We start from the raw sequence: 15,449 nt of genomic DNA, 5'->3' as shown, positions 1-15,449 counted from the left end.
GATCAGTCTGTCAGGCGAGGACGACACCGTGGGCGGTCGGGGCGCACTGGGCCTGAACGGACTCGTGCATCGGCATCTCGGTGAGGCCGGGGAAGTAGACGTGCAGGCTGACGGCCGGTTCGAGGGAGTCGTTGACGACCTCGTGGACGTACCCCGGCGCGAACACGCGCTGCGCGCCGCCGCCGAGCGTTCGTACGCCCCTGTCCGTCCGCTCCGTCAACTCGCCCTCCAGGACGGTCAGGACGCCGGAGGAGACGCCGTGGTCGTGGAGCCCGCTGCCCTGGCCCGGCACCCAGGAGAGGAGCCACACCTCGTAGCCGGGGCCGGTGCGGAGCCGGTGGTACCAGCGGGTCGTGGCGTCGTACTCGATGTACGGGGCCCACTGGGAGCGGTCGTCGGCGATGGAGCGCGCGAGCCCGGCGAACTCGGCCACCGTGACGGGGTGGGCGCGCTCGGGCTGGAGGAGGTGCGGGACCTCGAGGATGTCGCCGGCGATCTGAAGGTCGCTGTCCATGTTCATGGGTGGGGAGGTTCCTCAGCAGAAACAGAAGCGGTGGGGGTCGCGAAGAAAGGGTGACGCGAAGGTGACGCTGGGTGACGCTGGAGGGAGGAAGCTGGAGCTCTACGGCATCAACAGCTGGAACAACAACAGCAACAGTCGACCTGGACAGCGCGGCGGAACCCACGGGCGTGGGTCGCGGCGGTCGCAGTGGTCGCTGGCATGCCACCAAAGGTGGCGGGAAGGGGACCCGACTGTCAACCCAATGCCCGATTTGGCGGTAATGTTTCACCTCATCCGGTTACAGTGCCCGGAGAAAGGTTTGTTCAGGTGCGGACCAGGAGAGATGGCGCTTCAACCGTGCCCGTAAACATGGCGGCGCCACGTGGTGAGCCCTCGGCCCGCCCGTCACTCTCCGTGATCGACATGTGATCCGGATCGCTTCCATGGCTGGATCGCAACAAGATCCAAGTCTCGGACGTCCTTCCTTGCGAGGGGCCTGTGCGGTACGGCCAGGCCGGTGGCATGTGTCACGTTTTTTGGTGATTTGAACACTTTCCGCATAGGCTTGGTTCCGCAGAGTGAATACGAGGCCCAATAGCAGATCTCGGCTTGACTCGCACAGAGCACGAACTTGTAATTTCACTCGTGTCGTTCGGCCGGGTTCGGCAACGGCCACATCACGGGGACGCACAGAACAGACGAGGGGCGCACATGACCGAGTTGTTCCAGGAACTGCTGGTCGAGGACGCGGACGAGGAACTCGGCTGGCAGGAGCGCGCGCTGTGCGCCCAGACCGATCCCGAGTCCTTCTTCCCCGAGAAGGGCGGCTCGACCCGCGAGGCCAAGAAGGTCTGCCTCGCCTGTGAAGTCCGCTCCGAGTGCCTCGAATACGCCCTGCAGAACGACGAGCGGTTCGGCATCTGGGGCGGCCTCTCCGAGCGCGAGCGCCGCCGCCTGAAGAAGGCCGCGGTCTGAGGGCGTCTCGCCGATCAGGCCGGGCACGCCCCAGGGGCGTCCCGCCGGTCACGGCCGGGACCAAGCGCCCGAACCGGCCCCCGGGCCACCCGCCCGACCCCGGCCACGGAACGGCTCCCGAAGCCTTCCGGGCCCCGCGCGCCGAAGCGCGCACACCAGGACATGACGAACGGTCCGCCCCCTGTGCTCCGTCCACAGGCGGCGGACCGTTCTGCGTGCTCTGTCCACCGCCGTTGTCCACAGGCCGTCGTCCACAGGAGCGGACCGCCCCGCGCGCAGCCGTTAGTGTGGGCCTCCGTCCGAGACGCACCCCACGCCCCCCGCGGGCGACCCCGGCCGGAGGGCCCGTAGCTCGATGTCCTCAACTCCTGAGTTTCCGCGACACGTCGTCACCGCCGTGCTCGTCACCCACGACGGTGCCCGCTGGCTGCCGGACGCCCTCGCCGGGCTGCTCGCCCAGGAGCGCCCCGTGCAGAACGTGGTCGCAGCCGACACCGGCAGCGCCGACGAATCGGCACGCCTCGTCGCCGACGCCATCGGCGCCGACCGCGTCCTGCACCTCGCGCGCCGCACCGGCTTCGGCACCGCCGTCGAGGAGGCCGCCCGCACGGCCCCCGCCCTCGGACCCGAGGACCTGCCGTACCTGAAGCGCCCCAGCGGCTGGGACCCCGTCAGCCGGACGTGGGACGACGACGCCTACGACCTCCCCGAACTCCCGCACGGCGAACCGGTCCAGTGGCTCTGGCTCCTCCACGACGACTGCGCGCCCGAACCCGGCGCCCTCACCGAACTCCTGCGCGTCGCCGACTCGGACGCGTACGCCGCCGTCATCGGCCCCAAACTGCGCGGCTGGTACGACCGGAAGCAGCTCCTCGAAGTCGGCGTCTCCATCGCCCACAGCGGCCGCCGCTGGACCGGACTCGACCGGCGCGAGCAGGACCAGGGCCAGCACGACCAGATCCGCCCCGTCCTCTCCGTCTCCACCGCCGGCATGCTCATCCGCCGCGACGTCTTCGAGGAGCTCGGCGGCTTCGACCGCCGCCTGCCCCTCATGCGCGACGACGTCGACCTCTGCTGGCGCGCCCACTCCGCGGGCCACCGCGTCCTCGTCGCCCCCGACGCGGTCCTCCGGCACGCCGAGGCGTCCGCCCGCGAGCGCCGCACGGTCGACTGCGCGGGCCGCACGGCAGCGAGCCCGCACCGCGTCGACAAGGCGGGCGCCGTCTACGCGCTCCTGGCCAACACCCGCGGCAGAGCCCTTCCGTACGTCCTCGTACGACTCGTCCTGAGCACCCTGGTCCGCACCCTCGCCTCGCTCGTCGGCAAGGTGCCCGGTCAGGCGGTCGACGAGGTCACGGGCCTCCTCGCGACCCTCCTGCGGCCCGAGAAGATCCTCGCCGCCCGCAAGCGGCGCAAGAACGCGGCGGTCGTGGCGAGCGAACTCCGCCCGCTCTTCCCGCCGCCCGGCGCGACGGTCCGCGCGGCCGTCGAACAGCTCGCGGCGAACGTCGGCGGCACCGAGGCGGACGCCGGTGGCTCCCGGCACGGCGTCGTCGAGTCGGGACCCGGCGGCGACGACGCCGACTTCCTGGAGATCGAGCAGTTCGCCCGGCTCAAGAAGATCGCCCGCAAGCCGGGCCCGGTCCTCTTCGGCCTCCTGCTCCTCATCTCCCTCGTCGCCTGCCGCAACCTCTTCGCGGGCGGCTCGCTGGCGGGCGGTGCCCTGCTGCCGGCCCCCGACACGGTCTCCGGTCTCTGGTCGAAGTACGCCGACGCCTGGCACGCGATCGGTACGGGCGGTACCCAGACGGCCCCGCCCTACCTCGCCGTACTGGCCGCGCTCTCCGCGCTGTTCCTCGGCTCCACCTCGACAGCGCTGACCGTGCTGCTCGTCTGCTCGGTCCCGCTGGCGGGCTTCACCGCGTACTTCGCGGCCCGACCGATCGTCGAGTCCCGGCTCCTGCGCGCCTGGGGCGCCGTCGCGTACGCGTTCCTGCCGGCGGCGACCGGCGCCCTCGCGACCGGCCGGCTCGGCACGGCGGTCCTCGCGATCCTGCTTCCGCTGATCGCCCGCGCGGCGGTCTCGGCCCACGGCTTCAACCGGCCCGACCGCGGCAGCTGGCGCGCGACCTGGGCCTACGCCTTCCTGCTGACCTTCGCGACGGCGTTCACCCCGATCGTGTGGCCGCTCGCGGTCCTCCTCGGCCTCGGCGTCCTCGTCGTCCACCGCTCCGACATCACCGCGTACGGGCTCCGCTTCCTCGCGGCGGTCGCCACCCCGATCCTCGCCCTCGCGCCCTGGTCGCTCTCTCTGCTCACCGAGCCCGCGGCCTTCCTGCGCGAGGCCGGTCTCGACGTCCGCACGGGCACGGCCACCGCGCTCGACCTGCTCGCGACGAGCCCGGGCGGACCCGGCACGACAGGCGGCCTCCTCCTGATCGGCCTCGTCCTCGCGGCCCTGGCCGGCCTCCTGCACGAGGAGCGCAGGTTCGCGGTCCTCGCGGCCTGGGCGGCAGCCCTCGCGGGGCTGCTCCTCGCGGTCCTCTCCAACGGAGCGGACGGCACAGGCTGGGCCGGTCCCGCGACGCTCGTCTACGGCGCGGCCCTCATCGCCGCGGGCATGATCGGCGCCGAGGGCGGACGCACCCGCGTCGCGGCCCACGGCTTCGGCTGGCGCCAGCCCGTCGCGGCCCTCATCGCGCTCGCCTGCGCCGTCGGCCCGGCCGTCGCCGCCGCGGGCTGGATGATCGGCGGCGCGGACGGCCCGCTGACCAGGCGCGACCCGGTCCAGGTCCCGGCCTTCGTCGCCGAGGAGAGCGGCACCCGCGACCAGCCCCGCACCCTCGTCCTCGGCGGCACCTCGCCCGGCGAGGTCACGTACACCCTGGTCCGCGGCTCCGGCGCCCGCCTCGGTGACGGCGAACTGTCGGAGGCGGCCGAGACCGACCCCCGCCTCGACGAGGTCGTCGCCCACCTCGTGGCCGGCTCCGGCGCCGACCAGACCCAGGAACTCAGCGGCTACGCGATCCGCTACGTCCTCGTACGGGACGGGGCGCCGCGCCAGATGGGCCGCGTCCTCGACGCGACCCCCGGCCTCAGCCGCCTCAGCCAGCTCGACGGCAGCGCGCTCTGGCGCGTGGACCGCGATATCGCCCGGATCATGATCGTCCCGCCCGCGCCGAAGGCCGGAGCGGAGGCCGAGGCGGAGGACGGAGCCAAGGAGGGGGCCGCCAAGCCGGTCGCCGTCGCCGCGGGCCCCGTCGAGGCGCACACCGAGATCCCGACCGGCCCCGCCGGCCGCGTCCTGCGGATCGCCGACCGCGCGGACGAGGGCTGGACCGCGACCCTCGACGGCAAGGAGCTGACGAGGACCACCGTCGACGGCTGGGCCCAGGGCTTCGAGCTCCCCGCCCAGGGCGGCCGCCTCGACCTCACCTACGACCAGCCGCTCACCCGCACCGTGTGGACCTGGACCCAGGTCGGCCTCGCCGTCGTCCTGCTCGTCCTCGCCCTGCCGGGCCGCCGCCGCGAGATCGACGACGACCTGCCCGAGGAGGAGCTGGCGATCCCCGCGCAGGCGACCGACGGCGACGGCCGACGCGCGCGCCGCCTCCGCGCCGCGGCGGAGGCGGAGGGTGCCGAGGGCGCCGCGATCGGGTCCCCGGACCAGGAGCACGCCCCGGCCCCGGTCCCGATCCCGGAACAGCAGGCGTACGAGCGCGCGGACCAGGCGCAGGAGCAGGCCGTCCAGGAGCAGTCCTGGGACGGCGCCGGGTACGACCCGGCCTACGCCCAGGCCGCCCAGCCGCAGGACCAGGGCGGGGCGCAGGACGCGACGCACGCCCAGCCGTACGCGGACCAGGGCTACTACCAGGAGTACGCGGCGGACCCGTACCAGCAGCAGCAGCCGTACGCGTACCCCCAGCAGGGCTACGAGCAGCAGCCCCAGCAGTACGAGGTCCAGGGCTACGAGCAGCAGCAGTACGACCCGCAGGCCCCGTACGAGCAGCAGCAGCAGCCGCAGCAGCCGTACGACCCGTACGCCTACGGCTACGAGTACCCCCAGGGCCACGAGACCGAGCAGCGTCCCGACGGGAGCAGCAACCAGTGAAGCGCACGACCCTCTCCCTGATCGCGGTCGCGACGGCCCTCGCGGCCGTCACCGGCTTCGCGAGCCTGACCACCCAGGACGGCACGGCGGCCCCCGTGGCCAAGGCCCCCACCCGCCTGCCGGTGGAGCGCGCGGGCCTGGCCTGCCCGGTCCCGAGCACCTCCGAGGTGGCCGAGACCGTCTACACCTCGTACACCCCGGCGGGCTCGGCGGGCACGAGCACCGCGGGCGCCTCCACCAAGGCGGAACAGCCCACGGCCCGGCTGCTGCCGGCGGCGAGCGGGACGACCCGCGGCGGCGGCTCGGGCGGCGGCAAGAAGTCCAAGGCGCCGAAGGCCCCCGCGACCGTCACCGCCCCCGGCAAGCCGGTGACGGCAGAGGCGAACGGCGCGGCGGCACCCGCCCTCACCGGCTCGGCGACCGGCACTCTGGCCCCCGGCTGGACGGTCCAGCAGACCACCGTCGTCACGGCGGGCGGCGCCCGCGGCCTCCTCGGTCTCACATGCGGCGCCCCCGACACCGACTTCTGGTTCCCGGCGGCCTCCACCGCCAAGGAGCGCCAGGACTACGTCCACCTCACCAACCCGGACGACACGGCAGCCGTCGCCGACATCGAGCTGTACGGCCCCGAGGGCGTCCTCAAGTCCCAGTTCACCGAGGGCATCCCGGTGCCTCCCCGCTCCACGGTCCCGGTCCTGCTCTCCACCCTCACCGGCGAGGCCGCCCAGCGGGACGTCACCGTCCACGTCACCACCCGCAGCGGGCGCGTCGGCGCGGCGATCGGCGCGGCCGACGACAAGCTCGGCAGCGACTGGCTCGCCGCCGCGGCGGACCCGGCGAGCAGCGCGGTGCTCCCCGGCATCCCGGCCGACGCGACCTCCGTACGGCTCGTGGCCTTCGTCCCCGGCGACGACGACGCCGACCTCAAGATCCAGCTGGCCACCCCGACGGGCACGATCGTCCCCGCCGGCGCGGGCGGCGGCACCCTGCACGTGAAGTCCGGGATGACGGCCGCCGTCATACTGCCGGGCCTCACCCGCGGCCAGGCGGGCTCCCTGCTGCTCACCCCGAGCGACCCGAAGAAGCCGACCCCGGTGGTGGCCGCCCTCCAGGTGGTCCGCGGCAAGGGCGAGAGCGCCGAGACCGCGTTCCTCCCGGCGACCGCGGCGATCTCCGCCCGCGCGACCGTGGCGGACAACCGCGCCAAGGCCTCGACGCTCGCCCTCACGGCGACCGGCTCCGACGCCCAGGTCAAGGTCACGGCCTCGGCGGGCTCCCAGGGAGGGACGCCGACGTCGAAGACGGTCACCGTCAAGGCGGGGACGACGACGGCGCTGACCGACCTGGTCCCCGGGGGCGTCAAGGGCGCGTACGCGCTCACCGTGGAACCGGTCTCGGGCGGCAAGGTGTACGCGTCACGGACGCTCGCGGTGCCGGAGGACGGCGTCCAGATGTTCACGGTCCAGCCGCTCGTCGACGACCGGGGCACGGTCGAGGTCCCCTCGGCACGCCAGGACCTCAAGGTCCTCGGAGACTGAGCCGGGCGGGCGGCGCCCCCGTACCGCGGGGGTCCGCCCTGCCCGTACGTGGTGTCCGTCCCTGCCCGTACGTGGTGTCCGCCCCTGCTCGTACGCGGGGACGGCCCGGCCCGTACCGGAGGTCAGTCCTGCCCGTACCGGGGGTCGACCGACTCGGGGGAGAGCCCGAGGAGCTCGGCGACCTGCTCCACGACCACCTCGTGGACGAGCAGCGCGCGCTCGTCGCGGCTCTTCGAGCGGATCTCGACCGGCCGCCGGTAGACGACGACCCGGGCGGGCTCGCCCTTCTCGGCGGGCGCCGAACCGCCGAGCGGCACCGTCTCCTCCGAGACGGGCGGTGGCACCTCCATCACGAGGAACTCGATGTCGGCCAGCTGCGGCCAGTGCCGTTCGAGGCGCTCGACCGAGTCCAGCACCAGATCGCGGAAGGTGTCGGCCCGACTCGTGGAGAGCGGCACCTGGGGCGGGGCGACGGGCCCCCGCATCCCGCGCCCGTGACGGTCGCGGCGGCGGACCCGAGGCTCCGCCGGGGGCTCCGTGGAGGGGTGCGAGGAGTTCGGCGGCACAGGACTGTCCATCACTGACGCAGCGTAACCCTCCTCGGTGTTTCCGCACCGTGGCGGATCCTCGCCACGTTTCCCCGAGCGACCACCCCGACTGTCGAAACCTGAACATTCCGACCGCCCGCGCGCCTGAATCGACAGCGTGTCGCGATCGGCCATCTGGCCGTGGTTGACCGGATTTGTATCCCCGACTGTCCGGATCGCCTCCTGCCCCTCTCGCCGTGGGCCCCCTCCCGCGCAGGTCAGCGCCGCCGCGACACGAACGGGGGTGTCGGAGGTCACAGCGCGACACGGGGGAGTGACCTGAGGGAGAGTCGTCGCGGCCCGGTCAAGAGTGCGGTACCGTCCAACGTCGTGAGCCCTGTACGTCGCTGTTCGCGCACTGCGTGCGGCCGCCCTGCCGTCGCGACACTGACGTACGTCTATGCCGACTCGACTGCGGTCCTCGGCCCGCTCGCCACCTACGCCGAGCCCCACTGCTACGACCTGTGCGCCGAGCACAGCGAGCGCCTCACCGCGCCACGCGGCTGGGAGGTGGTGCGGCTCACCGACGGTTCCGCCCCCGCCCGCCCCAGCGGTGACGACCTCGAAGCCCTGGCCAACGCGGTACGGGAAGCGGCCCGCCCCCACGAGCGCGCGGCCGAGGCCGGCGGCAAGGGCGGCGGAGGCCGAGGCGGAGACCCCATGGAGGTCGGCCGCCGCGGGCACCTCAGGGTGCTCCGTTCGCCCGACAACTGACGCCAACCGGCCACCGTCCGCGTACCCCCGATCCGCTCCGGGTAGTTTTGGCGTTCCTACACGCGCCGCACACGCGTGCCGAGAACTCAGGAGGGTGGATCCGTGACTGCCGATCTGTCGCAGATCGTGAAGGCGTACGACGTCCGCGGAGTGGTACCGGACCAGTGGGACGAGAAGCTCGCCGAGCTCTTCGGCGCCGCCTTCGTACGGGTGACGGACGCGGACGCGATCGTCGTCGGCCACGACATGCGCCCCTCGTCGCCCGGCCTCTCGGCCGCCTTCGCGCGTGGCGCGGCCCGCCTCGGCGCCGACGTCACCCTCATCGGGCTCTGCTCCACCGACCAGCTGTACTTCGCCTCGGGCAGCCTCGGTCTGCCGGGCGCGATGTTCACGGCCTCCCACAACCCGGCCCAGTACAACGGCATCAAGATGTGCCGCGCGGGCGCCGCTCCCGTGGGCCAGGACACCGGCCTCGCCGACATCCGCGCCCTCGCCGAGGAGTGGACGGAGACCGGCGCCCCGGAGGCCGCCGCCACCCCCGGCACGATCACCGAGCGCGAGACCCTCGACGACTACGCCGCCCACCTCAAGGGCCTGGTCGACCTCACCGGCATCCGCCCGCTGAAGGTCGTCGTCGACGCGGGCAACGGCATGGGCGGCCACACCGTCCCCACCGTCTTCGAGGGCCTCCCGCTCGACACCGTCCCCATGTACTTCGAGCTCGACGGCACCTTCCCGAACCACGAGGCCAACCCGCTCGACCCGAAGAACATCGTCGACCTGCAGGCCCGCGTCCTCGCCGAGGGCGCCGACCTCGGCCTCGCCTTCGACGGCGACGCCGACCGCTGCTTCGTCGTCGACGAGCGCGGCGAGCCGGTCTCCCCGTCCGCGATCACGGCCCTCGTCGCCGCCCGCGAACTCGCCAAGAACCCCGGCGGAACGATCATCCACAACCTGATCACCTCCTGGTCCGTGCCCGAGGTCGTCCGCGAGCACGGCGGCGCCCCCGTCCGCACCCGCGTCGGCCACTCCTTCATCAAGGAGGAGATGGCCAAGACCGGCGCCATCTTCGGTGGCGAGCACTCGGCGCACTACTACTTCAAGGACTTCTGGAACGCGGACACGGGCATGCTCGCCGCGCTCCACGTCCTGGCGGCCCTCGGCGGCCAGGACGGCACGCTGTCCGACCTGGTCTCCGTCTACGACCGCTACGCCTCCTCGGGCGAGATCAACTCCACGGTCGCCGACCAGACGGCCAGCACGGCGAAGGTCAAGGCGACGTACGCCGCCGTCGACGGGGTCACCTTCGACGACCTCGACGGCCTCACCGTCACCTCCGCCGACTGGTGGTTCAACCTCCGCGCCTCCAACACCGAGCCGCTGCTCCGCCTCAACGTCGAGGCCCGCGACGAGGCCACCATGACCAAGATCCGCGACGAGGTCCTGGCCCTGGTCCGCGCGACCGGCTGACATCACCCCGCCGGGGGACGGAGGGACCGGCCACCGAGCCGCGCCCCCCGTTCCCCGGCGGTAGGCTGACCTGGCCCGAAGGGCAGCACCACCACCGTTTGTTCGAAGGGACACCCCATGCCGCTCGAAGCCGGCCTCCTGGAGATCCTGGCCTGCCCCGCGTGCCACGCTCCGCTGAACGACCGCACGGCGGACGAGACCCCCGAACTGGTCTGCACCGGCACGGACTGCGGCCTCGCGTACCCGGTCCGCGACGGCATCCCGGTCCTCCTCACCGACGAGGCCCGCCGCCCGGCCTGACCCACGGTGCTCTCCCACCCGAGCCCCGATCCACCCCGCCCCGACGCGGCCCACTCAGCGGCACCGCCCGGGGCGGGAAGCGCTGTGACGCCACCCGGAGCGGGAGGCCCAGCGGTACCTCCCCGCTCGCGCCCTCTCGTGACGCCCCCCGACGCGGGACGGCTCGCGGCGCTCCCGGCCCCGAGGCTCCACCACCGCCCCGCGGTACAGCCCGGCCTGCGACGCCTGCCGGTGCCGCCCGGCCGGGAGGGCCGTGCCGGGTCGGCCTGCCGGAGGTGTCACACGGCGCCGCCCGCGCCGAGCCACCGCGACGTGCCACCCCGCCCAGGACGCCCTGCGGTCACCGCGAGCCCCACCCACTCGGCCATCGCGACCCGGCAGGGAGCAGCCCCGCATTCACCCCCCGCGGCGGCACACGCCCACGGCACTGGCGCCGAGGCGATCCGACCGCACACCCGCCGTCGCCGCCCGGCCCGACCGCCGTCTCCGGACGGTTCGCCGTCTCCGGAGGGTTCGTCGCCGATGGCGGGTACCACCCCCATGACGGCCCGCACCTCTGTCGACCCAGCCGCACGAGTACGGGCGGGAACACACAAGCCCTGCCATAGCAGGACCACACAAGCCCTGCCATAGACAGGGCGCACCGCCAGGACCCGCCCCCATCCCGCACACCACCATTCCGCCCCACCCGGGAGGCACCGCCACATGCTCGACGAGACCCTCCTCGACGCACCGGACGCCCTCGCCCTGGCCGACCGCCGCGGCCTCCTGCGCGGCGCAGCCGAAGCAGGAGCCCGGGTACGGACGGCCGCCCGCCACGCGAGCGAGGCGGGCATCGCCGATCTGCACCCAGAGGGCCGCCCCCGCGCGGTCCTGGTGGCGGGCCCCGGCACCGCGGCCGCGGGCGTCGCGGACCTGATCGGCGCCCTCGCGGGAGCCTCGGCCCCCGTCGTACGGCTCCAGCCGACCGGCGTCGCGCCCGCGGCGGGCGCCCTGCGCTGGGCCCTGCCCGGCTGGGCGGGCTCGGTCGACCTGCTCCTGCTGCCCACCACGGACGGCTCGGAACCCGGCCTCGCGCTCCTCGCCGAGCAGGCGTACCGCCGCGGCATCACGGTCGTCGCCGTCGCCCCCAAGGCCTCCCCGCTCGCCGAGGCGGTCGGCGGCTCGCACGGCCTGTTCGTCCCGATGGCCACCGCCCCGAACGAGTCGCCTGACGAGTACGCGGAGAGCCTCGCCGCGAGCCCGGGCGCCCTGTGGGCCCTGTTCACCCCGCTGCTCGCCCTCCTCGACCGCGTCGGCCTGGTCGACGCGCCGCCGGAGGCCCTGGAGAAGGTCGCCGACCGTCTCGACCGGACGGCCGAACGCTGCGGCCCCGCCATCGCCACGTACAGCAACCCGGCCAAGACGCTCGCGGCCGAACTGGCCGACTCGCTCCCGCTGATCTGGACCGAGGGCAGCGCCGCGGGCCCCGCCGGCCGCCGCTTCGCGAGCGTCCTGGCCGAGCTCGCCGGCCTGCCCGCGCTCGCCGCGGAACTCCCGGAGGCCCTGCCCGCGCACGGCGTGCTCCTCGCGGGTGACTACGCGGCGGGCGCGGACCCCGAGGACTTCTTCCGTGACCGGGTGGAGGAGTCGCAGGCGCTGCGCGCCAGGGTCGTCCTGCTGCGCGACAAGCCGGGCGGCCTGACCGCGGCCCCGGCGGCGAGGGAGCTGGCCCTCGGCCACGAGACGGCGATCAGCGAACTGGAGCCGGAGGAGGGCGGCGACCTCGAAACCCTGGCCGAACTGCTCGCCGTGACCGACTTCGCCGCCGTCTACCTCGCCCTGGCGACCCCGGGCCGCCCGGACCACGGCACCCACTGACCGTCCACATCACACGGCCCCACCCGCAACCCCTCCCACACCCACCGCGTCCATCACCCCGTCACCACCCGGCCCCCCGCCCGGTCACCCACCCGTCACCCGCCCCCTGTCACCTGTCATCCGACACCCCTCACCATCCGTCACGACTCCGAGGAGCTGGCAGGCATCATGGACCGCCTCGTCAACACCGTCCGCCCCTACGCCTGGGGATCCCCGACGGCCATCCCCGAACTCCTCGGCGTCGCCCCCACCGGCGAGCCCCAGGCCGAGATGTGGATGGGCGCCCATCCCGGCGCCCCCTCCCGCACCGAGCGCGGCCCGCTCAACGAGGTCGTCGCCGCCGACCCGGTACGCGAACTGGGCAAGCCCGCCGTGGAGAAGTTCGGCCCGCGCCTCCCCTTCCTGCTCAAGGTGCTCGCCGCGGGCGCCCCGCTCTCCCTCCAGGTCCACCCCGACCTCGACCAGGCCCGCGCGGGCTTCGCCGCGGAGGAGGCCGCGGGCATCCCGGTCGATGCCCCGCACCGCACCTACAAGGACGCGAACCACAAGCCCGAGCTGATCTGCGCCCTCACCCCCTTCGAGGGACTGTGCGGTTTCCGCGCCCCCACCGCGGCCGCCGACCTCATCGCGGCCCTGGGCGTCGACTCCCTCAAGCCGTACGTGGACCTCCTCCACGCCCACCCCGAAGAGGCGGCGCTGCGCGAGGTCCTGACGGCCCTGCTGACGGCCGACCGCGAGGAGATGGCGCACACCGTCGCCGAGGCGGCGGCCGCCGCGGACCGACTGGGCGGCGACCACGCGCCCTTCGCCGACCTCGCGCACCACTTCCCCGGCGACCCCGGAGTCATCGCCGCCATGCTCCTCAACCACGTCCGGCTCCAGCCGGGCGAGGCGCTCTACCTGGGCGCGGGGGTGCCGCACGCCTACTTCGACGGCATGGGCGTCGAGATCATGGCCAACTCCGACAACGTGCTGCGCTGCGGCCTCACCCCCAAGCACGTCGACGTCGCCGAACTCCTGCGGGTCGTCCGCTTCGAGTCGAACGACCCCGCCGTACTGCGCCCCGAGGCCTCCCCCTCCGGGGAGGAGGTCTACGACACCCCGATCGACGAGTTCCGCCTCTCCCGTTTCGTACGGGCCGAGGGAGCCGCCCCGAGCGACGTCACCGCCCCGACCCCGCAGATCCTGCTCTCCGTCGCGGGCCGCCCGAAGGCCGGCGAGGTCACCCTCGCCCCCGGTGAGTCCGTCTTCGTCCCGGCGGGCGAGAAGACCGAACTGTCCGGTGCGGGTACGGTCTTTCGCGCCACCGTCGTTGCCTGATGCGAGAATGACCGGCCGAACCGCGGCGAAAGAGCCGGAGCACCGACGAAGGGACCTCGTACACCCATGAGCGCGTCAGGCGGAACCAAGGCGATCGTGGCGGCACTCGCCGCCAACCTCGCGATCGCCGTAGCCAAGTTCGTGGCGTTTATCTTCAGTGGGTCGTCCTCGATGCTCGCGGAGAGCGTGCACTCGCTCGCCGACTCCGGCAACCAGGGGCTGCTGCTCCTCGGCGGCAAGAAGGCCCAGCGCGAAGCGACCCCGCAGCACCCGTTCGGCTACGGCCGCGAGCGCTACATCTACGCCTTCCTCGTCTCGATCGTGCTCTTCTCCGTCGGTGGCATGTTCGCCATCTACGAGGGCTACGAGAAGATCAAGCACCCGCACCCCATCGAGGCCTGGTACTGGCCGGTCGGCGTCCTCGTCTTCGCGATCATCGCCGAGTCCTTCTCCTTCCGTACGGCCATCAAGGAGTCGAACGCCATCCGCGGCGGCCTCTCCTGGACGAACTTCGTCCGCAGGGCGAAGGCCCCCGAGCTCCCCGTCGTCCTCCTCGAAGACCTCGGCGCCCTCGTCGGCCTCGTGCTCGCCCTCGGCGGCGTCGGCCTCGCCCTCGCCACCGGCGACGGCGTCTGGGACGGCATCGGCACCCTCTGCATCGGCGTCCTGCTCATCGTGATCGCGATCGTGCTCGCGGCCGAGACCAAGTCGCTGCTCCTCGGCGAGTCCGCCGGTGTCGACGAGGTCAAGAAGATCGAGGCGGCGGTCGTCGACGGCGACACCGTCACCCGCCTCATCCACATGCGCACCCTCCACCTCGGTCCCGAGGAGCTCCTCGTCGCGGCCAAGGTCGCGGTCCGCCACGACGAGACGGCGAGCGAGGTGGCGAACGCAATCAACGCCGCCGAGGAGCGCATCCGCGCGGCGGTCCCGATCGCCCGCGTGATCTACCTGGAGCCGGACATCTTCAGCGAGTCGGCCGCCGCAGCCGGCGAGAACCCGGCCAAGGCACCGGGCGGCCCCGCCGCCCACTGAGCCCACCACGGCGGCGCCGCAGATCCCGCCATCACCAGGCCCCCGCGACCTCTCGGTCCCGGGGGCCTCGTGCGCACCGAGGCGATCAAGCCAGAACCCGCCAGTACTGACCGGATCCCGCCCGACCTACCTCCGATGCGGACTGCAGCCGCAGCGCCGTCCGGTGTAGATTCGAGATCAGCCAGACGTCGCTGCTGATGGCGGTCGGGCGGTCCAGCGGACCGGCCGAGGGAGAGAGGGCCTCCGACGACGGCACCGTGGAAACCCCGGGCATTCGTGTGCCCAGGGCCCTGCCGTGGTGCCCTGCGCCTTCAATCGACCCTCGCACCCGAATCACTTGAGGAGCAGCACAGTCATGACGACTGCCGCCCAGCAGGACTTCAAGGTCGCCGACCTCTCCCTGGCCGTCTTCGGCCGCAAGGAGATCACCCTCGCCGAGCACGAGATGCCCGGCCTGATGTCGATCCGCCGCGAATACGCGGAGCAGCAGCCGCTCGCCGGCGCCCGCGTCACCGGCTCGCTGCACATGACCGTGCAGACCGCCGTCCTCATCGAGACGCTCGTCGCGCTCGGCGCCGAGGTCCGCTGGGCCTCCTGCAACATCTTCTCCACCCAGGACCACGCCGCCGCGGCCATCGCCGTCGGCCCGAACGGCACCCCGGAGAACCCCCAGGGCGTCCCGGTCTTCGCCTGGAAGGGCGAGACCCTGGAGGAGTACTGGTGGTGCACCGAGCAGGCCCTCACCTGGCCGAACACGCCCACCGGCGGCCCGAACATGATCCTCGACGACGGTGGTGACGCCACCCTCCTCGTCCACAAGGGCGTCGAGTTCGAGAAGGCCGGCTCCGCCCCGGACCCGTCCACCGCGGACAGCGAGGAGTACGGCTACATCCTCCGTCTCCTCAACCGCACCCTCACCGAGAACCCGCAGAAGTGGACCCAGCTGGCGTCCGAGATCCGCGGCGTGACCGAGGAGACCACGACGGGCGTCCACCGCCTGTACGAGATGCACCGCGACGGCTCGCTCCTCTTCCCGG

Annotated in this window: 12 protein-coding genes; 10 read left to right on the top strand and 2 right to left on the bottom strand. The window is 73.3% G+C overall.

The features are described 5' to 3' along the window. Positions 1–10: 10 nt before the first annotated feature. A complete protein-coding gene (locus SGA01_RS37590) occupies positions 11–520 on the bottom strand; it encodes a cysteine dioxygenase (RefSeq protein WP_141302662.1) in 510 nt (169 codons plus the stop codon). A 693-nt stretch (positions 521–1,213) separates the two neighbouring features. On the opposite strand from SGA01_RS37590, the gene SGA01_RS37585 reads away from it, so the two are divergent. From SGA01_RS37585 to SGA01_RS37575, 3 genes are all read left to right on the top strand, one after another. Next, a complete protein-coding gene (locus SGA01_RS37585) occupies positions 1,214–1,477 on the top strand; it encodes a WhiB family transcriptional regulator (RefSeq protein ID WP_015033978.1) in 264 nt (87 codons plus the stop codon). Positions 1,478–1,832: 355 nt separating this feature from the next. Next, positions 1,833–5,588, top strand: a complete 3,756-nt coding sequence (locus SGA01_RS37580) for a glycosyltransferase family 2 protein (RefSeq protein ID WP_141302660.1) — start codon at positions 1,833–1,835, stop codon at positions 5,586–5,588. Continuing rightward, complete coding sequence (locus SGA01_RS37575; protein WP_141302658.1) at positions 5,585–7,126, top strand: DUF5719 family protein; 1,542 nt, start codon at positions 5,585–5,587, stop codon at positions 7,124–7,126. The genes SGA01_RS37580 and SGA01_RS37575 overlap by 4 nt, the downstream gene beginning before the upstream one ends. A 122-nt stretch (positions 7,127–7,248) precedes the next feature. Here SGA01_RS37575 and SGA01_RS37570 read toward each other — a convergent pair whose 3' ends face one another. Beyond that, positions 7,249–7,704 carry a metallopeptidase family protein gene (locus SGA01_RS37570; protein WP_141302682.1) on the bottom strand — a complete coding sequence of 152 codons (456 nt, stop codon included), beginning with the start codon at positions 7,702–7,704 and terminating at the stop codon, positions 7,249–7,251. A gap of 288 nt (positions 7,705–7,992) precedes the next feature. On the opposite strand from SGA01_RS37570, the gene SGA01_RS37565 reads away from it, so the two are divergent. From SGA01_RS37565 to SGA01_RS37535, 7 genes are all read left to right on the top strand, one after another. Continuing rightward, the gene (locus tag SGA01_RS37565; protein WP_079037939.1) at positions 7,993–8,427 is read left to right on the top strand and encodes a DUF3499 domain-containing protein; all 435 of its coding nucleotides are present in this window, start codon (positions 7,993–7,995) and stop codon (positions 8,425–8,427) included. 102 nt (positions 8,428–8,529) lie between these two features. After that, positions 8,530–9,897, top strand: coding sequence for a phosphomannomutase/phosphoglucomutase (locus SGA01_RS37560; protein WP_141302656.1), 1,368 nt, complete (start codon positions 8,530–8,532; stop codon positions 9,895–9,897). 117 nt (positions 9,898–10,014) lie between these two features. Then, entirely contained in the window at positions 10,015–10,197 is a 183-nt protein-coding gene (locus SGA01_RS37555; RefSeq protein WP_030221689.1) for a Trm112 family protein, read from the top strand. Positions 10,198–10,902: 705 nt separating this feature from the next. Further along, a complete protein-coding gene (locus tag SGA01_RS37550) occupies positions 10,903–12,057 on the top strand; it encodes an SIS domain-containing protein (RefSeq protein ID WP_141302654.1) in 1,155 nt (384 codons plus the stop codon). 168 nt (positions 12,058–12,225) lie between these two features. Continuing rightward, positions 12,226–13,377, top strand: coding sequence for a mannose-6-phosphate isomerase, class I (gene manA / locus SGA01_RS37545; RefSeq protein ID WP_141302652.1), 1,152 nt, complete (start codon positions 12,226–12,228; stop codon positions 13,375–13,377). Between the two features lie 66 nt (positions 13,378–13,443). Next, positions 13,444–14,412, top strand: coding sequence for a cation diffusion facilitator family transporter (locus tag SGA01_RS37540; RefSeq protein ID WP_141302650.1), 969 nt, complete (start codon positions 13,444–13,446; stop codon positions 14,410–14,412). A 355-nt stretch (positions 14,413–14,767) separates the two neighbouring features. Next, the coding region (locus SGA01_RS37535) for an adenosylhomocysteinase (protein ID WP_141302648.1) at positions 14,768–15,449 on the top strand (682 nt) is incomplete at its 3' end.

This window comes from Streptomyces gardneri, assembly GCF_006539185.1.
Classification (GTDB): domain Bacteria; phylum Actinomycetota; class Actinomycetes; order Streptomycetales; family Streptomycetaceae; genus Streptomyces; species Streptomyces gardneri.
This window is presented reverse-complemented; position numbering and strand designations above follow the sequence as displayed.